The following is a 23777-nucleotide window of genomic DNA, read 5'->3' as shown; positions in this document are numbered from 1 at the left end:
CGATAGGGATATGAAACCAAGGATTCTGGTTGTCGACGACGACACGGCACTCGCCGAGATGCTCACGATCGTGCTGCGTGGTGAGGGTTTTGATCCCTACGTGGTAGGCGACGGAACCCTGGCGCTCGCGGCAGTGCGTGAGACGCGCCCCGATCTCGTCCTGCTCGATCTCATGCTTCCCGGAATGAACGGGATCGACGTATGCCGGGTTCTGCGTGCGGATTCCGGTGTGCCCATCGTGATGTTGACGGCCAAGACCGACACCGTCGACGTCGTGCTCGGCCTCGAATCCGGTGCGGACGACTACATCATGAAGCCGTTCAAGCCGAAGGAGTTGGTGGCGCGAGTTCGCGCTCGCCTGCGCCGCACCGAAGAAGAACCGGCCGAGCTGCTGAGCATCGCCGACATCGTGATCGACGTTCCGGCGCACAAGGTCAGCCGCGGCAGCGAGCAGATCTCGCTCACACCACTCGAATTCGACCTGCTGGTCGCGTTGGCGCGCAAGCCGCGCCAGGTGTTCACCCGTGAAGTCCTTCTCGAGCAGGTGTGGGGATACCGCCACGCCGCCGATACCCGTCTGGTGAACGTGCACGTTCAGCGTTTGCGCGCCAAGGTCGAAACTGATCCCGAGAATCCCGAAGTGGTTCTGACGGTCAGGGGGGTCGGCTACAAGGCCGGACCGCCGTGAGCGGAGTTTCCAGGTGGCGTCGTCGTCTCAATCGACGGCTGACGCCATTTCTGCGGTGGTGTCACTCGATGAGCAACACCCTCGCGCACACGTGGCGACGCTCGCTCCAGTTGCGAGTGGTCGTCTCGACTTTGACGTTGTCCTTGATCGTCATCGTCATTCTCGGTGTCGTGCTGACCAGCCAGATCACCGATCGACTGTTGGAAACGAAGATCACCGCGGCAACCGAGGAAATGGACCGTGCCCGCGGCATCGTCGAAGACCAACTCGCGGGCGTCGACGATTCGACGGCGCTCAACGTTCAATTGGAAAGCGCTGCATCCGGACTGACGAGCCGTCGCAACCAGACCTCGGGACAGGCCTCCGGGTCGGCCGGCACCTTCGACCCGGTGCTCATCGTGCCCGGGGACGGGCCGCGCCAGCCGACGAGTTCGGGACCGGTCGATCAAATCCCCGACAATCTGCGCGAGTTCGTCAAACGCGGCCAGATCAGCTACCAATTCGCGACGGTGTCCAACCCGAACGGTTACTCCGGTCCCGCGCTGATCATCGGTAGCCCCACCGCGTCGTCGATATCGGGACTCGAGCTGTACCTGATCTTTCCGCTCGCAAGCGAAGACCGGAGTCTGTCGCTTGTTCGAAGCACCCTGCTGATCGGTGGAGCCGTGTTGCTGGTGCTCCTGGCTGCGATTTCGCTGTTGGTTGCCAGGCAGGTCGTGCTTCCCATCCGATCGGCCTCACGAATCGCGGTGCGTTTCGCAGACGGCCGACTCAAGGAACGAATGCCGGTCCGCGGCGAGGACGACATGGCGCGTTTGGCCATGTCCTTCAACGAGATGGCCGAGAGTCTGTCCAAACAGATCACCCAGTTGGAGGAGTTCGGCAGTCTCCAGAAACGCTTCACCTCCGATGTCAGCCATGAACTCCGCACACCACTGACCACGGTCCGCATGGCAGCCGACCTGATCTACGACGGCAGCGAGAACCTCGACCCGATGCTGCGTCGGTCGTCGGAACTGCTTGTCGCCGAGCTGGACAGGTTCGAGGGGCTTCTGGCGGACCTCCTCGAGATCTCCCGCCACGACGCCGGTGTCGCGGAACTCGCATCCGAACAACTCGACGTGCGTATGTGTGCGCGAGCGGCCGTTTCCACGGTTCGCCATCTCGCCCGCGAATCCGGCACCGAACTGATCGTGGACATGCCGGACGAGCCCGTCATGGCGGATGTCGATCCGCGCCGCGTCGAACGCATCCTGCGAAACCTCCTGGCCAACGCCATCGACCACGGTGAGGGGAAGCCGATTCTGCTTCGCCTTCGCGCCGACGACAATGCCCTCGCCTTCATCGTCCGCGACAGTGGCGTCGGGTTGCGTCCGGGCGAGGAGAAGTTGGTCTTCAACCGGTTCTGGCGATCGGACCCGTCCCGCGTGCGCCGCAGTGGCGGCACCGGACTCGGCCTCGCGATCAGCGTCGAAGACGCGAATCTGCACGACGGCAAGCTCGAGGCCTGGGGCGAACCGGGAGTCGGCGCCTGCTTCCGGCTGACGCTCTCGCGCACCCGTGGCAAGAAAGTCGTGTCGAGCCCACTGCCTCTCAAGCCGACGACCACAAAGTTCGTCCGCACCCCGAGCGAAGCCGACATCGTCGCCGATACCGTCGGCGAGGTCACGTCGTCCCTGCCGACTCCGCGCGAATCAGACTCGCGGAACGAGTCCAACGGTGGGGATCGATCATGATCGGAACCCGCCGCCGTCTGGCACTTCTCGCAACAACGCTCAGCGTGCTGTTGCTGACCGGCGCGTGCGCGAGTCTGCCGGAATCCTCCTCGCCGCAGGCAATCGGAACTCTGGCAACCGCTGTGCCCGGAACCTCCGTCGAATCACCGGCCTCGGGGCGAGAGCCGGACTTGCTGGTACGTGACTTCGTCAAGGCGAGTACCGATCCGTCCAACCGGCATGCCGCAGCCCGTCAGTACCTCACCAAAGACGCGTCGGCGCGCTGGGACGACGCGGCCAGTGCCGTCATCGTCGACAAGATCGACACCCTGTCGGCGTCGCGAACCAGTTCCGAAGCGGTGTACACGATTCGTGTGAACAAGGTCGGTCGCCTCGACCCCGGCGGGCTGTACGTCCCCGAAGAGGGCAGCTTCGAAGCGAAGATGACGCTGACGTTGACCGATGGCGAATGGCGTATCAGCGATCTGCCACCCGGTGTGATCATGGAGCGCCCGCAGTTCCTCGGCGCATATCAGCGGAAGTCGTTGTTCTTCCTCGACCCGACCAGCCAGACAGTCGTCCCCGACCTTCGCTGGATCTCCGGCGGACAGGACCAGGTGGCAGCTCAGCTGATCGGCCTGATGATCGACGGACCGAAGGCAGCGCTGGCGCCGGCTGTACGAAACGAACTCGGCAATGGCGTGTCGGTGATCGGTCCGATCACCAAGGCCGACGGCAAGCCGGGACAGGTCGGAGTCGGTCTCGGCGGTGTGCGCATCAACTTCCGTCTGGACAACCCGATGGATGCTGCGACGCGCGGTTTGTTTGCAGCGCAAGTCATCTGGACGCTCGCCAATGCCGATGTCGCGGGGCCGTACGTTCTGGAGATCGACGGCGAACCGCTGGACGCGGCTCATGCGGAAGGCTGGACCACCGCCGACGTCGCGTCCACCAACCCGCTGGCCACCACGAGTGCGACCGTCGGACTGCACGCACTGCGCAACGGTTCACTGGTGAGCGTCAGCGAGCAGGAGGCGACTCCGGTGCCCGGTTTCGCGGGCAATGCGGGCAACCTCACGGCGGCTGCTCTCTCGCGGGACGGCAAGTTGGTCGCAGCCGTCGCAGACACCGCTCGGCCGGATCCAGCCACCCGGTTCGACTTGTCGCTCGGTACATACGGCGATGGTTCCGCTCCGGTGCTCGAAGGCAGCGCCATCACCCGGCCCTCGTGGGAGCTGGACAACAATGCTGTCTGGGCGGCGGTGAACGGCAATACCGTCGTTCGGGTCGTCCGCGAACCAGGAACCGGTCGGGTGTCGGTCACCAACGTCGATGTCGGGGCGTTGACGTCGGTCGGCTCCACGATCTCGGAATTGCGTCTCTCTCGCGACGGCGTGCGAGCCGCGATGATCATCGACGGCAAGGTCTACCTGGCCGTGGTCGTGCGCACACCCAGCGGGGTCTACGCCCTGACGAGTCCGCGTGCGGTGGCGTCCGGCTTGGGCAGTACCGCGCTCTCACTCGACTGGAGCAACAGCGACACCATCGTGATCGCGCGCAGTGGAGCCGACATACCGGTCGTCCAGGTCGCCATAGACGGTTCACGAATGGACGCGCTGCCGAGTGGAAACCTGACCGCTCCCGTCACCTCCGTGGATGCGTCGCCGACCACCGAGTACGTCGCCGACGCGCGTGCGGTGTTCCAACTGAACAACAACGACCCCGCCGGGGATCGACGCTGGCGTGAAGTGACTGTGCTGACCGGACAGAAGGCGATTCCGGTTCTACCCGGCTGACGTCTCTGTGCTCTGGTGCATGTCGGTGCTCTGATTCATGATTCGGCCATGGGGGACAAGAAATTCGGTGCCGGATTGCTCGATCTGCTGTTGCCACGCGAGTGTGGTGGGTGTGGCCGCACGGGGACACTGTGGTGCGGTGAGTGCGCGGAACTGCTGCGTGACCATCCGGTTCAATTGAGTCCGCGCGTAGACCCGGGCGTGCCGGTCTGGGCACTCGGCCGCTACGACGGCCCCAGGCGGCGCAGTGTGATCGAGATGAAGGAACGGGGTCGTCGGGACCTCGCGATGCCTCTGGGGATCGCTGTGGCCGGCGCATTGGCCACTCTGGACCGGTGGGGCGAGGTCGGCGTCGTGAGTCGCAATCCGATCGTGCTGGTGCCGGCTCCCACACGCGCCCGAGCGGCGCGTTCTCGCGGGGGTGATCCGGTTCGCCGGATAGCCGAGAGTGTGCGCGAAAAGCGGGAAGTTGGTTCCGTCGAGGGGCGTCCGGTACGTGTCTGTCCGATTCTCCGGATGACGCGAGGCGTACGTGACTCGGTCGGACTGTCCGCGGCCGACCGGGTGACCAATGTGAACGGTCATGTGTCTCTCGACACCACTGCAGTCTCTTCGATTGTCGGGGACGGCGACATCGTCCTGCTCGACGACGTCCTGACCACGGGAGCGACTGCGGCAGAGTCGGTTCGGGCTCTCGCGCTCAGTGGGATTCGGACAACTCTCGTGCTTGTTCTTGCAGGGGCTTAGATGAATTTCGTTGGAACAGTGGCACTCGCGCGCGTTACGTACTAGCGTCGGCGGCACACCCGAAAATACTGGTAGGAGGTGGTACTTCGATACTGGTGCCGGGCGGATCCCCTCTCGGTACTTGCAGAATTTGCCGCCGCCCACCGTGGGGCGGGGCCGTAATTGGGAGGTACGAGTGACGACCCCTTCGCAAGCCTCGTTTTTCATCGAGGACGCCACCATCGAGCGTTCCGAGAATGCCGCAGCTCCGAGATCCGACGTCGTAGTCAAGGGACGAAATGTCGAGATCCCCGATCACTTCCGAATCTACGTTTCGGAAAAGCTGGCGCGACTCGAACACTTCGACCCCTCCATATTCCACTTCGACGTGGAACTCCAACATGAACGCAACCGACGACAGGCCAAGAGTTGCCAGCGCGTCGAGATCACCGCTCGAGGTAAAGGCCCGGTGGCCCGAGCCGAAGCGTCCGCAGACAGCTTCTACGCCGCCTTCGAATCGGTGATCGACAAGCTCGAGAGTCGCCTCCGTCGAACCAAGGACCGCAAGAAGGTCCATTACGGCGACAAGCGACCGGTGTCCGTCGCGGAGGCAACCGCCTCCCTCGTCGACGCAGACTCACTCGGAGTCACACCGGATATTTCGCTGAACGGCCAAGAGCCGGACGAGTACGACGGCCCGGGACGCGTGGTCCGCACGAAGGATCACCCGGCCGAGCCGATGACCATCGACGACGCTCTGTACGAGATGGAACTGGTCGGACACGACTTCTTTCTCTTCCATGACAAGGAGTCGGACAAGCCGTCCGTCGTCTACCGTCGTCACGCTTTCGACTACGGATTGATCCGCCTGACATGACCCAATCGGTGGTGGGTTTGCTCGCTCGCCGCCGGTAGCGCCTACCATGGAATCCGGCCGGAGTTTTCGGACCCCGGCCGGATTTTCAGTGTGTGACCCCTGTCGCCGAAGATTGAGGACGAAGAAGACTGTGCCGTCGCTGTCGCTATCGAAGCTGCTCCGTGTTGGTGAAGGTCGCATGGTCAAGCGGCTCAAGCACATCGCCGAGCATGTGGAATCTCTGTCGCCCGATGTCGAAGGCCTGACAGACGAGCAACTCAAAGCCAAGACCACCGAGTTCCGTGAGCGCTATGCCGCGGGGGAAACTCTCGACGAGTTGCTGCCCGAGGCATTCTCCGTGGCCCGTGAGACGTCGTGGCGCGTGATCAACCAGAAGCACTTCCACGTGCAGATCATGGGTGGCGCGGCCCTGCACTTCGGCAACGTCGCCGAGATGAAGACCGGTGAGGGCAAGACTCTGACGTCGGTTCTTCCGGCTTATCTCAACGCGATCGCCGGTGACGGCGTCCATGTGGTCACGACCAACGACTACCTCGCCAAGCGTGACTCCGAGTGGATGGGTCGCGTTCACCGCGCCCTCGGCCTCGAGACCAGTGTGATCCTGTCGGGCATGACGCCGGCCGAGCGCCGCGTCGCCTACGCAGCCGACATCACGTACGGCACCAACAACGAGTTCGGCTTCGACTACCTGCGCGACAACATGACGCATTCGCTGGACGACCTGGTCCAGCGTGGCCACGCGTTTGCCATCGTGGACGAGGTCGACTCGATCCTCATCGACGAAGCCCGAACCCCGCTCATCATCTCGGGTCCGGCCGACGGCTCCAGCAAGTGGTACAGCGAGTTCGCTCGCATCGCGCCGCTGCTGAAGAAGGACGTCCACTACGAGGTCGACATCCGCAAGCGCACCATCGGTGTGCACGAGGCGGGCGTCGAACTGGTCGAGGACCAGCTCGGTATCGACAACCTGTACGAAGCCGCGAATTCTCCGCTGGTGAGCTACTTGAACAACGCGATCAAGGCCAAGGAGCTCTACACCAAGGACAAGGACTACATCGTCCGCGACGGTGAGGTCATCATCGTCGACGAGTTCACCGGCCGCGTGCTGGTCGGCCGTCGCTACAACGAGGGCATGCACCAGGCGATCGAGGCCAAGGAGAAGGTGGAGATCAAGGCGGAGAATCAGACTCTCGCCACCATCACGCTGCAGAACTACTTCCGTTTGTACGACAAGTTGTCGGGCATGACGGGTACCGCCGAGACGGAAGCTGCCGAGCTTCACCAGACCTACACCCTCGGTGTGATCCCGATCCCGACCAACCGTCCAATGGTCCGAGTCGACAACGGCGACCTCATCTACAAGACCGAGGAAGCCAAGTTCGACGCGGTGGTCGACGATGTCGTCGAGCGCCACGAGAACGGCCAGCCCGTCCTGATCGGTACCACCAGCGTCGAGCGCTCGGAGTACCTGTCCAAGCAGTTCACCAAGCGCGGCGTTGCACACAACGTCCTCAATGCGAAGTTCCACGAGAAGGAAGCGACCATCATCGCCGAGGCCGGTCGCTCCGGTGCGGTCACCGTCGCGACCAACATGGCCGGCCGTGGTACCGACGTCGTTCTCGGTGGTAACCCGGACATCATCGCGGACATCGCGCTGCGCAAGAAGGGCCTCGATCCGGTCACGACGCCGGACGAGTACGAAGCAGCCTGGGACGCAGTCCTGGACGAGGTCAAGGCTGAGGTCAAGGCAGACGCGGAGAAGGTCCGCGACGCCGGCGGCCTGTACGTTCTGGGCACCGAGCGTCACGAATCGCGTCGTATCGACAACCAGTTGCGCGGTCGTTCCGGACGTCAGGGTGATCCAGGCGAATCGCGGTTCTACCTTTCGCTCGGTGACGAGCTCATGCGTCGCTTCAACGGTTCGGCCCTCGAGTCGATCATGACGCGCCTCAACCTTCCCGACGACGTCCCGATCGAAGCCAAGATGGTCTCGAAGGCCATCAAGAGCGCTCAGACTCAGGTCGAGCAGCAGAACTTCGAAATTCGCAAGAATGTCCTCAAGTACGACGAGGTCATGAACCAGCAGCGAACGGTCATCTACAAGGAGCGCCGCCAGATCCTCGAGGGTGAGGACATGGAGGGCCAGGTCGAGCAGATGATCACTGACGTGGTCACCGCCTACGTCGACGGTGCGACCGCCGAGGGATACGTCGAGGACTGGGATCTCGAGCAGCTGTGGACCGCGCTCAAGACGCTCTACCCGGTCGGCATCGATCACAAGACGTTGGCAGGGGAGGACGGCGCAGGCATCAACAGTGACCTGAGCCGTGACGACCTGCGAACCGCTTTGCTCGAAGACGCCCACGCGGCGTACAAGAAGCGCGAAGCCGAGATCGATGCGATCGCCGGCGAAAACGGTATGCGTGAACTCGAGCGTCGTGTCTTCCTCTCGGTCCTGGACCGCAAGTGGCGAGAGCATCTCTACGAGATGGATTACCTCAAGGAGGGAATCGGTCTGCGTGCGATGGCCCAGCGCGATCCGCTGGTCGAGTACCAGCGCGAGGGTTACGACATGTTCATCGGCATGCTCGACGGATTGAAGGAAGAGTCCGTCGGATTCCTCTTCAACCTGCAGGTCGAGGCAGCTCCGGCGCAGCCCGCGAGCGGAATCTCCGTCACGGCCGGCTCGGCCGCTGCGGCGTCCGCCACGGCGCCCAAGCCGCTCCCGACGCAGGAAGCCGCAGCCAGGACAACCGGAACTGCTGCCCCGACGGCGTTGCGCGCCAAGGGACTTGACGACGAAGGTCCGTCGCGATTGACGTACACCGGCCCGGACGAGGACGGCAAGGCGAAGGCAACGCGTGACTCGGCCGCCGACTCCGGTGACGGGGCGGCCTCGCGCCGCGAACGTCGTGAAGCAGCACGGACGCAGTCGAAGAGCAATCGAGCTCCGAAGTCCAAGCGCAAGCGCTGAGGTTCAGTACAGCTGAGCTACCAGCGCAGTTAGTACTCAGCAGGCTGGACGGTCACACCACGTGTAGTGCGGTGACCGTCCAGCCTGTTCCGTCTGTATGGTCGATCCGACCCGCGACGGCAAATGTCTGCGTGCCTCGTGTGTACGTCGCACAGACTTCGGCGGTACTCTTCGACACTGCTTGAACGTGGGTGCGGTGAACGGCCGCGCCGCCCAGCTTCCGGGCCGAAAATTCCGAAGTATAAAGTCGCGCAACAACTTCCAGGACGGACGGCGTCAATACGCCCTTGAGTTGCCGCGGATTTCGTCGCCGGTCGACGGTTTCGAGAACCAAGCGAAGCGATCGGTTCCAGAAGATGTCGGCACCCGCCAACTGCGGTTCCAGCACGTGAGTGAAACCGGCACTGGGCGACGTTCCGTTGTGTGGCGACTTTCGTGGGCGACGCAGCATTCGGTCTGTTCGGCACTGCGCTCGGTCGGGTCGGCACTGCGGCCGCGTAAGCGCGACGGTATGCGCGTGAGGCTCGAATTGTGGTGCCGGCTCGAGAATGATTGTGCAGTCCTGCTCCATGACATCCCCCCCGGATGATCGTGCGTCCGAGATGGTCGTCTCGGACTTCGCTCCCCCGAGCGATGGTGAGAAGCATGACACGAAACGCTCGAGATGTCGCCGTGATCACCATCGCGACTTAGGGTGATGGCGTGCGGGGACTTCTGTTGGATGTCGGTGGCGTGCTGTTCGGTCCGGGATCGGATCTCGACGGCTTGAGCGCGGTCGTGCGCGCGGTGAAGGCCCGCGGAATCGTGACGGGAATCGTCAGCAACGATCCCGGCGGTGCCAATGCTCAGTGGTTGCGGGATCTCGGAGACGGGGTCTTGGTCGACGACGTGATCTTGTCCGGTGATGTCGAGATGGCGAAGCCCGACGCCGAGATCTATCTGTTGGCGGCGAGTCGTTTGGGCGTCGAGCCGGAGGACTTCGTTTTCGTGGATGATCTCGAAATCAACGTCCGGGCGGCGGTGGCAGTCGGGATGGTCGGGGTCCACCACGTCGGCTCGGAATCGACCATCGAGGAGTTGTCGATTCTGTTCGATCTCGGCGAAGGAGGGGACACGAAGCCATGGTGAACAGACTGACGACTCAGGATGCTGCTTTCTACTTCCTCGAAGCCGGGACGACGCCGATGCATGTCGGCTCGTTGGGGATCTTCCGGCAACTGCGAAACGGGATCGATCACGAGGAATTGCTTCGTCTGGTCGAAGAGCGGCTCGGATCGGTTCCGCGTTACCGCCAGCGAGTGCGTGAGGTGGCGTTCGGCCTGGCCCGCCCCGTCTGGGTGGACGACTCGGATTTCGACATCACCTATCACGTACGCCGATCGGCTCTGCCCAAACCAGGTTCCGACGAACAGCTGATGGATCTGATCGCGCGGCTGACGTCGAGACCCCTCGACAGCACGAGGCCGTTGTGGGAGATGTACCTGGTCGAGGGGCTGAGCAGAAACAGATTTGCCATCTTCACGAAGTCTCATTCGTCGTTGGTGGACGGCGAGGCGGCTCCAGAGATCAGTCAGGTGATCTTCGATCCGGAGAAGAATCGAGCGCCAGGCCCCGAAGAATTGTGGATGCCCGCCAGGCCACCGAGCGATACCAGCCTGTTGGTCAGTGCAATGGCAGATCTCGTGACGAGCCCGGGGGAGGGGATCGCACGGGCGCGTGCAGCGTTCAACGACGTGACCACATCCGTCACCGAGGCTGTGAGTGCACTCGGGAAACTCGCAGAAGTGGTTCGAACGGCGACCCAGGTGGCCCCGTCGAGCCCGCTCAACGCCACCATCTCGCGCAATCGACGCCTTGCGGTGGCCAAGACGTCTCTCGAGGACTATCGACGTATTCGCGCGCGGTACGGGTGCGAGATCAATGACGTGATTCTCACCGTCATCGCAGGTGCGATGCGGAACTGGCTGCTCTCGCGTGGTGAGCCGGTGACCGAGGCGACCATCGTGCGGGCGATGGTGCCCATGTCGGTGTACACGGACGGCCCCGAGAGTCCCGACGTCGACGATCCGCAGGCGCCGGGGCATGTTTCCTCGTTCCTCATCGACCTGCCTGTCGGTGAACCCAACGCGGTTGTTCGGCTCTCTCACGTGGCGCATGCGACGGAGGCATTCGCGCGTCAGGGTCGGCGGGTCACCGCGCAGACGATGGTGCGAATGTCCGGGTTTGCGCCGGCGACGCTGCATGCGATGAGCTCCCGTGCGGCCAGTAGTCTGTCGCAGCGAATGTTCAACTTGATGATCACCAATGCGCCAGGGCCACAGTTCCCGCTCTACCTCGGTGGGGCTCGGATGCTGGAGATGTATCCGGTGTCGCCACTGCTCAAGAATCAGACACTCAGCATCGCCCTGACGTCGTACGACGGAAATGTCTACTACGGTTTGAATGCCGACCGTGACGCGATGTCGGACGTCGACGTCGTTCGTTCGCTGATCTTCGAGTCACTCGAGGAATTGACGGATGCGAGTCGGTGACGAACGAGCATGAAGGTGGTCTCATGAGGGTGTACGTACCGGCGACGGTCGAGATTTTGCAGAAGTTGGTCGCAGATCAGGAGTTCGACCCGATGAGCCGGACGGCTTTTGCGGTCACGCCGACTCTGCGTGAGTCGTACGCGGCGGGCGATGACGACGAGTTGGCCGAGGTCGCCATGGGGGAGGCTGCGCGTGCGTCGCTGCGTCTGATCGCCGGAACCGAAGGTGACGTCACCTTCCGGCGTGCTGTCGTTGCCGCCGACGTCGACGATGCCGATGTGAAGTTGCGGCCCGATCTCGACGATTCTGTAGTTCGATTGGCGGGTCCTCTGACGATGGCTCAGGTTGCATCTGTGCATGTCGACCTCGAACAGGCAGAATCGGACATCGAGCGCGCTGCTGGCATAGTCGACGCGGCGGATCTCGGCGATGCTGATGCCGAGTTCACGCTCGGCGACGCGGAGGACCACGAGTTGGCGTGGTACGCCGCGCAGGAGTTGCCGTTCTTGCTCGACCTGCTGTGAATGTGCTTACCGTGAAGTAACCTACGGTACCGTAACCTGATAACCTACGGTACCGTAGGCAGTGGGTTCGGAAGGTGAGAGGTGGAGGTCTGATGGGTCTGAAGGACTGGATCGAGGCACCGGCAGCGTCGGTAGTTCCGGCAGCGCGGTCGAAGCTCAATCTGCTTCGCGGTGCGGCGGCTCGGCTGACCACACCATTGCTTCCCGACGACTATCTGCACCTCGCAAATCCGTTGTGGTCTGCCCGCGAGCTGCGTGGTCAGATCGTCGAAGTCCGGCCCGAGACCACGGATTCGGCGACCATCGTCATCAAGCCGGGGTGGGGATTCGACTTCAATTACCAGCCGGGGCAGTACATCGGCATCGGTCTGCATATCGACGGACGCTGGCATTGGCGGTCGTACTCACTTACTTCGCCTCCCAACTGGGAGAACAAGCGCATTTCCATCGCGGTCAAGGCCATGCCAGAGGGCTTTCTCTCGAGCCACCTAGTCAGCGGGGCCGTGCCGTCGGGAACCATCGTTCGACTGGCCACGCCTTCGGGCAACTTCGCGTTGCCGGATCCGCCGCCGGAGAAGATCCTGTTCATCACCGCCGGCAGTGGCATCACTCCGGTCATGGGCATGTTGCGGACGATGAACCGGCGCGGTCAATTGCCCGACGTCATGCACATCCACTCGGCGCCGACGGAATCCGACGTGATGTTCGCCGACGAACTCACGGCACTGCACGCCGAGCACGAGGACTTCGTGAGTCACGTTCAGCTCACTCGCCGCGACGGAAAATTCAAACTCAGTTCTCTCGACACGGTCTGCCCCGACTGGCGTGAGCGCCACACCTGGGCGTGCGGACCCCTTCCGTTGCTCGACGAGCTCGAAGACGTCTGGAAGGCGGAAGGCATCGAGGATCGACTCCATATGGAGCGATTCGCGGTTTCACGCATCGACGCCTCGGCGGACGGCGGCACGGTCACGTTCGAGAAGTCGGGTAAGACGATCACCGTCGACGGCGCGACGACGCTTCTGGAAGCCGGCGAGCAGTCCGGCGCCTTGATGCCCTTCGGTTGCCGCATGGGCATCTGCCAGACGTGTGTCGTGCCTCTCGTCGCCGGCCACGCAATCGACCTACGCTCGGGAAAACAGCACGCGGAGGGCGAGCGGATTCAGACGTGCATCTCCGCTGCCGCCGGCGACTGTACGCTGGACGCATAGCTTCTAGGCACACGGAGGACCACGGTGGCCATCACCGATATCAAAGAGTTTTCGCACCTCACCGAGGCCGATGTCGAAGCTCTCGGACGTGAACTCGATCAGATTCGACTCGACATCGAAGACTCTCGTGGAATCCGGGACGCCCGCTACATTCGTCGCGTCATTCGCGTCCAGCGGGCGTTGGAGCTCGGTGGGCGTATCGCGCTGTTCGGCAGTCGGTACCGACCGGCATGGCTGGTCGGCACGACCCTGCTGAGCCTGTCGAAGATCATCGAGAACATGGAACTCGGGCATAACGTCATGCACGGGCAATGGGACTGGATGAACGATCCCGAGATTCACTCCGTTTCGTGGGAGTGGGATCAGACCGGTCCTTCCGAGCACTGGAAGCGTGCCCACAACTACCAGCACCACACGTACACCAACGTCGTCGGGATGGACGAGGACCTCGGTTTCGGGATCCTGCGTATGACGCGTGACGAGCCGTGGAAGCCGATCAACCTCTTCCAGCCGATCGCCAACGTGATCTTGGCGGCCACGTTCGAGTGGGGCATCGCGCTGCACGACCTCACGGCGGCAGCCGAGTTGGAGGGCGCGGAAAAGGGGCAACTGAACTCGCAGGCGAACAAAGACTTCGCGCGCAAGATCTTTCGTCAGGTGGGCAAGGACTTCATCTTGTTCCCCGCGCTGACGGGGCCGGCGTGGAAGTCGACCATGACGGCCAATGCCACCGCGAATCTCGTGCGCAACCTGTGGGCGTACGTCGTCATCTTCTGTGGTCACTTCCCGGACGGCGCCGAGAAGTTCACCGTTGCCGAATTCGAGCAGGAGACTCGTCACGAGTGGTACCTGCGCCAGATGCTCGGTAGCGCGAACTTCAATTCGGGCAAGCTCATGGGACTCATGAGTGGCAACCTGAGCTACCAGATCGAGCACCACGTCTTCCCTGATCTGCCGAGCAACCGCTACCCCGAAATTGCCGTGAAGATGCGTGCATTGTGCGAGAAGTTCGATCTCCCGTACACCACCGGTTCGCTCTTCAAGCAGTATCTCCTGGCGCTGCGCACGATCCACAAGCTGGCCTTGCCGGACAAGTGGCTGACTGCGACCTCGGATAATGCTCCGGAAACGTCCTCGGAACTACGGTTCCGTGACTCAGGGTTCCGGGACGCAGCCATGGCGATGGTCGAGGACCTGCGTACCGATCCGGTCACCGGCAAGCGCCTCGGATTGTTGACCGCACTCAAGTCGCAGGCGCGTTCTCGCATGCCGAAGCGCCGGAAGTGATATAGGTTACATCGGGAAAAACCTAACCTACGGTGCCGTAAGTTACGCTACAGTAGGTGCAGTTGATCTGAACGATTCGAAGTCATGATTGTTCTGCACTTACTACTTTGCGCCTAACTCACTGCTAGGAGGCTTTCCATGGCGATTGCAGATGTCAAGGAATATGCACATCTCACGGACGCCGACATCGAGGCGCTCGGCCGCGAACTCGACGCGATTCGTCGCGACATCGAGGAGTCGCGTGGCGAGAAGGACGCGCGCTACGTGCGCAACGTCATCCGCCTGCAGCGTTCACTCGAAATCGGCGGCCGCGCAGTGCTTTTCGCCAGCCGTCGTCGTCCGGCGTGGCTCGCCGGAGTTGGCCTGCTGACGCTCTCGAAGATCATCGAGAACATGGAACTCGGGCACAACGTGATGCACGGGCAGTGGGACTGGATGAACGACCCGGAGATCCACTCCACCTCGTGGGAGTGGGACGTCACCGGCCCGTCTGCGCACTGGAAGCAGACCCACAACTACCTGCATCACAAGTACACCAACGTCCTCGGAATGGACGACGACGTCGGATACGGACTCTTGCGCGTCACCCGCGATCAGCGATGGAAGCCCTTCAACGCCGGCAATCTGGTCTACAACACGCTGCTCGCGCTGTTCTTCGAGTACGGCATCGCCGCACAGCACCTCGAGCTCGGCAAGGTGGCCAAGGGCCGCGCCGACAAGGAAGAGACCCAGCGCAAGCTCCGCGAGGTCGGCGAGAAGATCGGCAAGCAGGTCCTGCGCGACTACGTCATCTACCCGGCCATCACCGGCCCGGCGTGGAAGAGCACGTTGTCGGCCAACTTCACCGCCAACACCCTGCGGAACGTGTGGACCAACGCGGTCATCTTCTGCGGTCACTTCCCGGACGGTGCCGAGAAGTTCACCAAGGAAGACATCGACAAGGAAACGCAGGCCCAGTGGTACCTGCGTCAGATGCTCGGCAGCGCCAACATCGAGGGCAGCGCGCTCATGGACTTCATGACGGGCAACCTGAGCTACCAGATCGAGCATCACCTGTTCCCCGATCTGCCCAGCAACCGCTACAAGGACATCGCGGTCACGGTGCGTCAGCTCGCGGACAAGTACGACCTGCCGTACACGACGGGCCCACTTGCCGTGCAGTACGCCAAGTCCTGGCGCACCATCGCCAAGCTGTCGCTGCCCAACAAGTACCTCAAGGACACCGTCGACAATGCGCCCGAGACGGCGTCGGAGCGGATGTTCGACGGCGAACTGACGTCGACTGTCGATCCCGTGACCGGGCGTCGTAACGGTCTCAAGAGCGCCATCGCACGTAAGCGCAAGAGTGGAAAGCTGCGCAGCCTCCTCGGCCTGCGCTGATTTCCCGCCTGCGCTGACCAGACGCAACAAGCGGCCCGACACCATTCGACATGGTGCCGGGCCGCTTTGCTGTTCTAGCCAAGGGGTGTCGCTCAGTACTGATCGTTGGACTTGATCGCTTCCAGCAGTTGTCGCACAGCGACGACGCGTCGAGCGGATTTGCCCTCCAGCAGGTCGAGCTTGCATTCGGGGTCTGCCGGCGGCCCGAGGTGCGTGCATCCGCGCGGGCAATCCTCGATCGCCGCAGCGAGATCCGAGAATGCAGCCACCACGTTCTCGGGCGAGATGTGCGCCAGACCGAACGAACGGATGCCCGGGGTGTCGATCACCCAGCCGCCACCGGCGAGGGGGAGTGCCACCGATTGCGTCGATGTGTGCCGGCCCTTGCCGACGCCGGATACGATGCCGACCGCTCGATTGGCATCGGGGACAAGGCGATTGACCAATGTCGATTTTCCGACACCGGAATGTCCGATCAGGGCGGTCAACTTGTGCTCGAGGATCTGCGTCAGTTCGTCCAGGGGATCGTCGCGACCGGCGACGACCACTTGGATGTCGAGGTCGGCGAAAGTGCTCGCGAATTCCTCGGGTGGTTCGAGGTCGCTCTTGGTCAGGCAGACGATCGGTGTCAGGCCACCCACGTAGGCGGCGACCAGTGCGCGCTCGACAAAACCGGTGCGCGGTGGGGGATCGGCGAGTGCCACGACGATGAGCAACTGCTCCGCGTTCGCGACGACGATGCGTTCGAAGGGATCGGTGTCGTCGGCCGTCCGTCGCAGAACCGTTGAACGCTCGGAGACCCGGACAATGCGGGCGAGGGTGTCGGTTTTGCCGGACAGATCGCCGACGATGTCCACCTGATCGCCGACGACGATGGGGGTTCGGCCAAGTTCGCGGGCACGCATCGTGACGATCAGTCGGTCGGGATCGCCGCCGAGGACGCAACCCCAACGGCCACGATCCTTCGACACCACCATCCCCGATTCGGCCGAGAGATGTTCGGGCCGAGTCTTCGTACGGGGGCGGGATCCGCGGCCGGGACGTACCCGGACGTCGGACTCGTCGTACTGCCGCGGACTCAGAAGCTTGCCTTCGGTGTCGCCGGCGAACTCTCGAGCATGTCGATCCACATGTTCTCGAAGCCGGGCAGTGTCTTGGCTGTGGTTCCGACATCGTCGACGTCGACGCCGTCGACGACCAGGCCGATGATGGCGCCGGCTGTTGCCATGCGGTGGTCGGCATACGAGAGCCATTGTCCGCCATGGAGTTCCGCGGGAACGATCGTCAGGCCGTCGTCGGTTTCGGTGACCGAGCCGCCGAGCTTGTTGATCTCGTCGGCGAGCGCGGCCAGACGGTCGGTCTCGTGCCCGCGCAGGTGTGCAATACCTCGTAGATGCGAGGTGCCCTCGGCGAGAGCAGCCAGGGCCGCGACGGTGGGGGTCAGCTCTCCCACGTCGTGGAGGTCGATGTCGATGCCGCGCAGTTTCTCCGGGCCGCGAACGGTCAGCACGCCGTCGGCAAGAGTGACGTCGGCGCCCATCGAGGCGAGGATCCCGCGGATCGCGTCGCCGGGCTGCGTCGTCGACGACGGCCACATCGGGACGCTGACGGTTCCGCCGGTAACAGCGGCTGCGGCCAGGAACGGTGTGGCGTTGGAGAGATCGGGTTCGATCGCCCAGTCCACGGCGCGCACCGGCCCCGGTGCCACCCGCCACGTGTCTGCGTCTCCGCCCGTGGCTGGTGTCGTCACGGAAACTCCGGCTAGGCGGAGCATCTCGACGGTCATGTCGATGTGTGGCATGGACGGGACGGGCTTGCCGTCGTGGTGGACGGTGACACCTTCTTCGAAGGCGGCAGCCGAGAGCAGCAGACCGGAGACGAACTGCGACGAGCCGGATGCGTCGATGGTGACCGTTCCTCCGCGTAGGGATCCGGTTCCGGTGACGGTGAACGGGAGTGCGTCACCCTCGATCCGAGCGCCGAGACCGCGCAGTGCCTCCAAGATGGTGCCGAGGGGGCGTGTGCGTGCTTGCTCGTCGCCGTCGAAGCGGACGATGCCGTCGGCCATCGCGGCGAGCGGCGGCAGGAAGCGCATCACGGTGCCGGCCAGGCCGCAGTCGACCTCGCCGCCGCGCAGGGGCCCAGGGGTGATGCGAAGCGTGGTCGGATCGCCGGCTTCCTCGACGCCGATGCCGAGGTCACGCAGAGCTGCGATCATCAGGTCGGCGTCACGGCTGCGAAGTGCACCGGTAATCGTGGACGGGCCATCCGCAAGTGCGGCAAGAATCAGAGCTCGATTGGTGATGGACTTGGATCCGGGCAGCGTCACCACTGCATCGACGGGTGCTTGGGCCCTCGGGGCGCTCCACAGACTCAGACTCACATGGTCCATCTTCTCTCATCGGTGGGGGAATGGTCGAAACCGTGCCACCCTGGGTGTCATGTGCGGAAGGTATGCGACCACAGCGGACCCGGCCACCCTGGCGGTGGAACTCGATGCGCTCGACGAGACGGACCACTCGGCGCCCGTCGAAGCCGATTACAACGTGGCCCCCACGACCGAGGTGTTGACCGTCGTCGAACGCCACGATCGGGAGAACCCCGACAGCGATCCGACCAAGAGGATTCGGCGGATGCGATGGGGATTGGTGCCGTCGTGGACCAAGGAACTGGGCAAAGGCCCGGTCCTGTTCAACGCCCGCGCCGACTCGCTGGCGGAGAAGCCGGCGTTTCGGACCGCCTTCAAGTTCAAGCGTTGCCTGGTCCCCATGGACGGGTGGTACGAGTGGCAGACCGAGGCCACCGGCGGGAAAAAGGCAGCGAAGATTCCTTACTACATGCACCCCGACGACGGATCACGGCTGTTCATGGCGGGCGTGTGGTCTGCCTGGCGGGACCCGAGGGTCGAGAACACGAGCCCCGTCCTGAGCTGCTCGATCGTCACAGTCGACTCTCTCGGTCACCTCGAGCAGGTTCACGACCGCATGCCCCTCGCCCTGCCTCGTGACCGCTGGGAGGCGTGGCTCGACCCCGACAACACCGTCGATTCGGCTCTGCTCGAACCGGTACCGGACCTCTTCGAGCGGATCGACGTCGATCGAGTCCGGCCGCTGGTCAACAGTGTCAAGAACAACGGGCACGAGTTGATCGAGCCGGACGTCGACCGTGCCGGCGAGCAGATCAGCCTGCTCTAGTGGTCAGCCGAGAGCCCAGGTAACGGTCACCTCGAACGAGACCTGCTGGGTTCCCGGGGCGAGAACCATGTCGGACATCGAGGCGTCGGGAGCGCGCATGGTCTGACCGCCACTCGTGTCGTGTGCCTCTGTGATGGTCACGACGTTCTCGAGCGACGTACCGGACAGATCCGCGTACTGCTCGGCACGGTTCTTCGCGTCCTCGAAGGCCCGGGTGCGAGCGTCGGCCAGAAGCTGAGAGTCGTCGTCGATGGCGAAGGCGACGTTGCCGAGCCGTGCCGCGTTTCCGCCCGCCGCGATGCCGGCGTCCAGGACAGAAGAGGCCTTGTCGAGATCGCGCACGACGATTCGTACCGAGTTGGTTGCCCGGTAGCCGGTCACGTTGCCGCCGACGAACGGTCCGCCGCTGGCGTCGTACTGCGGCTGGACGGACAGATCGCTTGTCTGCACGTCCTCGGGGGCCACACCGGCGGCGACTATCGCGTCGATCATCTGACGGGCCTTGTCATTCGCCTCCGAGACCGCTCCCGATACATCCGGGGCAACCACCTCGATGCCGATGTCGGCATTGAGGATGTCCGGCGCCCCGCGGACCTGCCCTGATCCGACTACCGTGACTTCCTTGGCGGCATTGTCCGAACTCCCGCAGGCCGTCAGCGAGACGGTGAGAGCTGCCGCTGCAGCGGTCAGTGCAAGAGTTTTCAGGTGTGGTCGCATGGTGAGACCGTAGCGACCGGATACTCAGCCCGCCGTGATTTGCGCCGTGACCGCGCCACTCAACTGCGCGAGGTCTGTCGGAGCCAGCTCGATCTCGAGCCCGCGTCGACCGGCGCTGCAGAGAATGCGGTCCCAGTCGAGCGCCGACGCATCGATCACGGTCGGCAGTTTCTTGCGTTGGCCGAGCGGTGAGATACCGCCGAAGACGTAGCCGCTCGAGCGCTCGGCTTCGGCGCGATCGGCCATGACGGCTTTGCTTGCACCGAGGGCAGCGGCTGCGGCTTTGAGCGAGAGCTTGTTCGGGACCGGCAGGACCGCGACGGCGAGCTTGCCGGTGTCGAGTTTGACGACCAAGGTCTTGAAGATCTGTGCGGCCTCGACGCCTGTCGACTCTGCCAGTGCAGTGACCGCCTCGTCGCCGAAAGATTCGGCGCGAGGATCGTGGTCGTAGCTGTGAACGCGGTGCGGTGTCTTCGACTTGTCGAGAAGTACGGTCGCAGGGGTCGCTGTTCCGGCCATGAGGAACACCCTATGTGGATCGCCGACAGGTACATCCGACCAGGCCGGGAACAGAGTCGCAGACTCCCGTGTTGGTACCAGTTGATGAAACTTGTCCCGAGAAGCGAAGGAGCGACCGTGCTGGCTGTGTGTGAGCCACCACCGGCCCGTGGGTCGGATCTTCAGTTGGCGGTAACCTTGATCCCTACGGCTAGTGAAGGGATCAGAGTGCTGGAACACGACCGGCCCAAGGACGAACCGTCAGGGGTAACTGAACCTATCGACGGCGCTGTGTCCGAAACGCCCGAAACTGCGGATGAGTTGATTGCCCGGTTCGAGCGCGACGCGCTCCCGCTGCTCGACCAGTTGTACGGCGCTGCCCTGCGCATGACGCGGAATCCGGCTGATGCCGAGGATCTCGTGCAGGAGACGTACGTCAAGGCGTACACCGCTTTCCGTTCGTTCCGTGCCGGTACCAACCTGAAAGCCTGGCTGTACCGGATTCTCACGAACACCTACATCAACTCGTACCGCAAGAAGCAGCGCCAACCCGCGCAGTATCCGACGGACGAGATCACCGACTGGCAGTTGGCTGCCACCGCCGAGCACACCTCGACGGGGCTGCGATCGGCCGAGGTGGAGGCGCTCGACGCGTTGCCTGACGATGACATCAAGGCGGCGCTGCAGTCGCTTCCCGAGGAATTCCGTATGGCCGTGTACTACGCCGATGTCGAAGGATTCCCGTACAAGGAGATCGCGGAGATCATGGGCACACCCATCGGAACGGTGATGTCGCGACTGCACCGTGGTCGCAAGCAATTGCGTGGTCTTTTGGCCGATGTCGCAAAAGACCGGGGATTCAATCGGGACGGCGCGGTCGACACAGCCACAGTCGCAGCCACCGAGACGGAAGGTGTCACACGATGAGTGAGCAGGACGAATTCGAAAGGCTCGACTGCTCGGCAGTCATCGCCGACGTCTGGTTGATGCTCGACGGTGAATGCGACGATTCGAGTCGTGCTCGCCTGCAGCGTCATATCGACGATTGTGGATCGTGCCTCGAGGCCTACGGGATCGAGGAGAAGGTCAAGAGCCTGATCAACCGTAAGTGCGGTGGAGACCACGCGCCGGAAAGCCTGCGTCAGCGGCTCACCGTCGAGTTGCGTCGGACCATCGTTATAACGACTACCGAAACCGACAGCTAGCCCGTCAGCGAAGATCTGAGCGGCAGCAGTCGGAAGGCAGTAACGCCGAGGGGCGGGGAAGCAATGCTTCCCCGCCCCTCGGACGTTTTGTTGCGCTACATGTCAGGCGTTTGGACGCTTGCCATGGTTAGCGGCGTTGCCCTTACGGCTGCGCTTCTTACGACCACGCTTACCCATGATTGGTCTCCCTTCTGTTTCTTTCGCGTCATTGTTTCACGCCGATGCCGGTGTGGTTCCATTGGCAGGTCGATCGAGTGATCCGTCGACGTATTTTCGTGGTCAGAGTGCAGTTCCGACAGAAGTGAGGTTCACGATGGCAGAAGACGTGCGCGCCGAGATGGTTTCGACGGTCTACCAGGTCGTCGTGAGCGAGGGAGACGTCGTTGCGGACGGCGACACCCTGGTCATCCTCGAATCCATGAAGATGGAGATTCCCGTCCTGGCCGAGGTTCCGGGAACGGTGACGACGGTGGGCGTCAAGGTCGGCGACGTGATTCAGCAAGGCGATCTGATCGCCGTGATCTCCTAAGCCGGACGATGTCCACTCTCAGTGACCTCCTCGCCGAACACACCGATCTTCCCGGTGCGGCGGTCGACCATCTCCAGCGCGTCGTGGGGGAGTGGCAACTGCTCGCCGACCTCTCCTTTGCCGACGTTCTCCTGTGGGTGGGCACCGAATCGGAGAAGAACCGATCCGAGGGGACGGTCATCTGCGTCGCGCATTGCCGGCCGACAACGGCATCGACGGCTTTTCCGGAGGACGCGGTCGGAACGGTCGTTTCCGAGTCCGAGCACCCGCAGGTTCTTCGCGCTCTCGTCGAGGGCCGCGTCGTGCGCGGGGAAGACGAGACGTGGCGTGAAGGAATGCCGCCGCGTCGGGAAGCCGTTCCGGTGCGTCTGGACGGGCGAGTCATCGCGGTTCTGAGCCGCGACACCAACCTGTCGCACCAGCGAGCGCAGAGTCCGCTCGAGCTCGCGTATCTCGATTGCGCCGAAGACCTGTGTCAGATGATCAGCGACGGAACCTTCCCGATCCGAGAATCGCGCTCCGACACGAACTCGAGCCCACGTGCGGGCGACGGCTTCATCCGTCTCGATACCGAAGGCACCGTCGTCTATGCCAGCCCGAACGCGCTCTCGGCCTATCACCGGATGGGTCTGAGTTCGGATCTGGTGGGCCAAGACCTCGCGGCGTTGACCCGTTCGTTGGTCACCGACCCGTTCGAGTCTCAGGAAGCTGCGGGATACATCCGAGATACGTTGGCGGACAAGCCCGGTCGCCGTATGGAGATCGAGGCGCGCGGGGCGACCGTTCTGCTGCGAGCCCTGGTTCTCAAGCCGGGCGGCCGGCATGTCGGCGCGGCGGTCGTCGTCCGCGACGTCACCGAGGTCAAGCGTCGTGATCGCGCTCTCCTGAGCAAGGACGCAACCATCCGCGAGATTCACCATCGAGTGAAGAACAACCTGCAAACCGTCGCGGCGCTTCTGCGTCTACAAGCCAGGCGAACCGGCAACGACGAAGCGCGACAAGCGTTGACAGAGTCGGTGAGGCGCGTGACGTCCATCGCCCTCGTTCACGACACCTTGTCGATGTCGGTGGACGAAGAGGTGGATCTCGACGAGGTGATCGACCGGTTGGTTCCCATGCTCTCCGATGTCGCGGGAGTGGGTGTGCCGGTGGCGATTCGGCGTGAGGGCAGTTTCGGAGTGTTCTCCGCCGAGCGCGCCACCCCGCTGGTCATGGTGCTGACGGAGTTGGTGCAGAACGCGATCGAGCACGCTTTCGATCCGGGAGTGACCGGCACGGTCACACTCAGCGCCGAGCGTTCTGCGCGCTGGTTGGACGTGATCATCCACGACAACGGGCGCGGCCTGCCGGAGAACTTCGACCTCGAGAAGTCCGATCGGCTCGGACTCCAGATCGTGCGGACTTTGTTGGGCGCCGAACTCGGTGGCTCGCTCGGACTGCACCCGGGAAGCGGTGGCGGCACCGACGCGGTTCTGCGCGTGCCGCTCGGTAGACGCACTGCGCGTTACTGATTCGAGCAGCGTTAGCGATTCGAGCAGACAAAAAGCCCGACACCATGTGGTGTCGGGCTGTCGTCTTCGACTGTGCGGAGGGGCTGTTCTCCGCCGCGAGTCGAACGTCTCGGTTCTACCTAGACGGAAGTGCGTGCACGGGTACGTGCGTTACGACGCTTGAGTGCGCGGCGCTCGTCTTCGCTCATTCCGCCCCAGACGCCTGCATCCTGACCGGACTCGAGAGCCCAGGACAGGCACTCGGCGGTGACGGGGCAGCGGTTGCAGACAACCTTGGCATCAGCGATCTGAGCGAGGGCCGGTCCACTGTTTCCCACCGGGAAGAACAGTTCGGGATCCTCGTCGCGACAGATTGCGTTGTGGCGCCAGTCCATCTTTTTTCGCTCCTTAATTGGGTGTGTATTCACACCATTT

General features: G+C 63.3%; 24 protein-coding genes. 17 read left to right on the top strand and 7 right to left on the bottom strand.

The features are described 5' to 3' along the window. Window positions 1–10: 10 nt before the first annotated feature. The 6 genes from mtrA to secA all read left to right on the top strand — a co-directional run bounded on the left by mtrA (window position 11) and on the right by secA (window position 8776). A complete protein-coding gene (mtrA, locus tag R4P70_RS16835) occupies window positions 11–688 on the top strand; it encodes an MtrAB system response regulator MtrA (RefSeq protein WP_003941013.1) in 678 nt (225 codons plus the stop codon). Continuing rightward, window positions 685–2424, top strand: a complete 1740-nt coding sequence (gene mtrB / locus R4P70_RS16830; protein WP_019747781.1) for an MtrAB system histidine kinase MtrB — start codon at window positions 685–687, stop codon at window positions 2422–2424. The genes mtrA and mtrB overlap by 4 nt, the downstream gene beginning before the upstream one ends. Then, a complete protein-coding gene (gene lpqB / locus R4P70_RS16825; RefSeq protein WP_020907106.1) occupies window positions 2421–4199 on the top strand; it encodes an MtrAB system accessory lipoprotein LpqB in 1779 nt (592 codons plus the stop codon). Before mtrB ends, lpqB begins: the two co-directional genes overlap by 4 nt. 48 nt (window positions 4200–4247) lie before the next feature. After that, window positions 4248–4946: a ComF family protein gene (locus R4P70_RS16820; protein ID WP_243617115.1), complete on the top strand. Its 699-nt coding sequence runs from the start codon at window positions 4248–4250 to the stop codon at window positions 4944–4946. A 175-nt stretch (window positions 4947–5121) separates the two neighbouring features. Beyond that, window positions 5122–5802: a ribosome hibernation-promoting factor, HPF/YfiA family gene (hpf, locus tag R4P70_RS16815; protein WP_003940893.1), complete on the top strand. Its 681-nt coding sequence runs from the start codon at window positions 5122–5124 to the stop codon at window positions 5800–5802. 130 nt (window positions 5803–5932) lie between these two features. Next, window positions 5933–8776 (top strand): preprotein translocase subunit SecA, encoded by a 2844-nt coding sequence (secA, locus tag R4P70_RS16810; protein ID WP_046378336.1) that lies wholly within the window; start codon window positions 5933–5935, stop codon window positions 8774–8776. Window positions 8777–8828: 52 nt separating this feature from the next. On the opposite strand, the gene R4P70_RS16805 is transcribed toward secA, so the two are convergent. Next, window positions 8829–9164, bottom strand: coding sequence for an Rv3235 family protein (locus tag R4P70_RS16805; protein WP_243617116.1), 336 nt, complete (start codon window positions 9162–9164; stop codon window positions 8829–8831). 314 nt (window positions 9165–9478) lie between these two features. Here R4P70_RS16805 and R4P70_RS16800 point away from each other — a divergent pair, with 314 nt between their 5' ends. The 6 genes from R4P70_RS16800 (at window position 9479) to R4P70_RS16775 (ending at window position 15709) form a co-directional block, all read left to right on the top strand. After that, window positions 9479–9904 carry an HAD-IA family hydrolase gene (locus R4P70_RS16800; RefSeq protein WP_020969221.1) on the top strand — a complete coding sequence of 142 codons (426 nt, stop codon included), beginning with the start codon at window positions 9479–9481 and terminating at the stop codon, window positions 9902–9904. Continuing rightward, entirely contained in the window at window positions 9898–11307 is a 1410-nt protein-coding gene (locus R4P70_RS16795; protein ID WP_020969222.1) for a WS/DGAT/MGAT family O-acyltransferase, read from the top strand. The genes R4P70_RS16800 and R4P70_RS16795 overlap by 7 nt, the downstream gene beginning before the upstream one ends. A gap of 23 nt (window positions 11308–11330) precedes the next feature. Continuing rightward, a complete protein-coding gene (locus tag R4P70_RS16790) occupies window positions 11331–11831 on the top strand; it encodes a DUF6912 family protein (protein ID WP_029255041.1) in 501 nt (166 codons plus the stop codon). A 92-nt stretch (window positions 11832–11923) separates the two neighbouring features. After that, window positions 11924–13042, top strand: coding sequence for a ferredoxin reductase (locus R4P70_RS16785; protein WP_003940928.1), 1119 nt, complete (start codon window positions 11924–11926; stop codon window positions 13040–13042). A 24-nt stretch (window positions 13043–13066) separates the two neighbouring features. After that, complete coding sequence (locus tag R4P70_RS16780; RefSeq protein WP_020907111.1) at window positions 13067–14329, top strand: fatty acid desaturase family protein; 1263 nt, start codon at window positions 13067–13069, stop codon at window positions 14327–14329. Between the two features lie 138 nt (window positions 14330–14467). Continuing rightward, complete coding sequence (locus tag R4P70_RS16775) at window positions 14468–15709, top strand: fatty acid desaturase family protein (protein WP_019747790.1); 1242 nt, start codon at window positions 14468–14470, stop codon at window positions 15707–15709. A gap of 92 nt (window positions 15710–15801) precedes the next feature. Here R4P70_RS16775 and rsgA read toward each other — a convergent pair whose 3' ends face one another. Then, the gene (rsgA, locus tag R4P70_RS16770) at window positions 15802–16839 is read right to left on the bottom strand and encodes a ribosome small subunit-dependent GTPase A (protein WP_007731200.1); all 1038 of its coding nucleotides are present in this window, start codon (window positions 16837–16839) and stop codon (window positions 15802–15804) included. Next, window positions 16788–18101: a 3-phosphoshikimate 1-carboxyvinyltransferase gene (aroA, locus tag R4P70_RS16765; protein ID WP_046378339.1), complete on the bottom strand. Its 1314-nt coding sequence runs from the start codon at window positions 18099–18101 to the stop codon at window positions 16788–16790. The genes rsgA and aroA overlap by 52 nt, the downstream gene beginning before the upstream one ends. Window positions 18102–18150: 49 nt before the next feature. On the opposite strand from aroA, the gene R4P70_RS16760 reads away from it, so the two are divergent. After that, complete coding sequence (locus R4P70_RS16760) at window positions 18151–18903, top strand: SOS response-associated peptidase (RefSeq protein ID WP_070386889.1); 753 nt, start codon at window positions 18151–18153, stop codon at window positions 18901–18903. Between the two features lie 3 nt (window positions 18904–18906). Here the strand turns inward: R4P70_RS16760 and R4P70_RS16755 are convergent, their stop codons facing one another. After that, a complete protein-coding gene (locus R4P70_RS16755; RefSeq protein WP_021332569.1) occupies window positions 18907–19620 on the bottom strand; it encodes an SIMPL domain-containing protein in 714 nt (237 codons plus the stop codon). Window positions 19621–19644: 24 nt separating this feature from the next. Continuing rightward, window positions 19645–20139, bottom strand: a complete 495-nt coding sequence (gene ybaK / locus R4P70_RS16750; RefSeq protein ID WP_031330963.1) for a Cys-tRNA(Pro) deacylase — start codon at window positions 20137–20139, stop codon at window positions 19645–19647. A gap of 207 nt (window positions 20140–20346) precedes the next feature. Here ybaK and R4P70_RS16745 point away from each other — a divergent pair, with 207 nt between their 5' ends. Both R4P70_RS16745 and rsrA read left to right on the top strand, forming a co-directional pair. Next, the gene (locus R4P70_RS16745) at window positions 20347–21045 is read left to right on the top strand and encodes a sigma-70 family RNA polymerase sigma factor (protein ID WP_019747795.1); all 699 of its coding nucleotides are present in this window, start codon (window positions 20347–20349) and stop codon (window positions 21043–21045) included. Continuing rightward, window positions 21042–21323: a mycothiol system anti-sigma-R factor gene (rsrA, locus tag R4P70_RS16740; protein WP_003940722.1), complete on the top strand. Its 282-nt coding sequence runs from the start codon at window positions 21042–21044 to the stop codon at window positions 21321–21323. Before R4P70_RS16745 ends, rsrA begins: the two co-directional genes overlap by 4 nt. Before the next feature lie 102 nt (window positions 21324–21425). Here the strand turns inward: rsrA and R4P70_RS32715 are convergent, their stop codons facing one another. Then, window positions 21426–21500, bottom strand: a complete 75-nt coding sequence (locus R4P70_RS32715) for a 50S ribosomal protein bL37 (protein WP_022597109.1) — start codon at window positions 21498–21500, stop codon at window positions 21426–21428. Window positions 21501–21636: 136 nt separating this feature from the next. Here R4P70_RS32715 and R4P70_RS16735 point away from each other — a divergent pair, with 136 nt between their 5' ends. Both R4P70_RS16735 and R4P70_RS16730 read left to right on the top strand, forming a co-directional pair. After that, window positions 21637–21852: a biotin/lipoyl-binding carrier protein gene (locus R4P70_RS16735; RefSeq protein ID WP_007731208.1), complete on the top strand. Its 216-nt coding sequence runs from the start codon at window positions 21637–21639 to the stop codon at window positions 21850–21852. Window positions 21853–21860: 8 nt separating this feature from the next. Further along, the gene (locus tag R4P70_RS16730; protein WP_019747797.1) at window positions 21861–23363 is read left to right on the top strand and encodes a sensor histidine kinase; all 1503 of its coding nucleotides are present in this window, start codon (window positions 21861–21863) and stop codon (window positions 23361–23363) included. Between the two features lie 119 nt (window positions 23364–23482). Here R4P70_RS16730 and R4P70_RS16725 read toward each other — a convergent pair whose 3' ends face one another. Next, complete coding sequence (locus R4P70_RS16725) at window positions 23483–23737, bottom strand: WhiB family transcriptional regulator (RefSeq protein WP_003940950.1); 255 nt, start codon at window positions 23735–23737, stop codon at window positions 23483–23485. Between the last annotated feature and the right edge of the window lie 40 nt (window positions 23738–23777).

Origin of the sequence: Rhodococcus sp. IEGM 1241, from assembly GCF_033142365.1 — a bacterium.
Classification (GTDB): domain Bacteria; phylum Actinomycetota; class Actinomycetes; order Mycobacteriales; family Mycobacteriaceae; genus Rhodococcus_F; species Rhodococcus_F erythropolis.
This window is presented reverse-complemented; position numbering and strand designations above follow the sequence as displayed.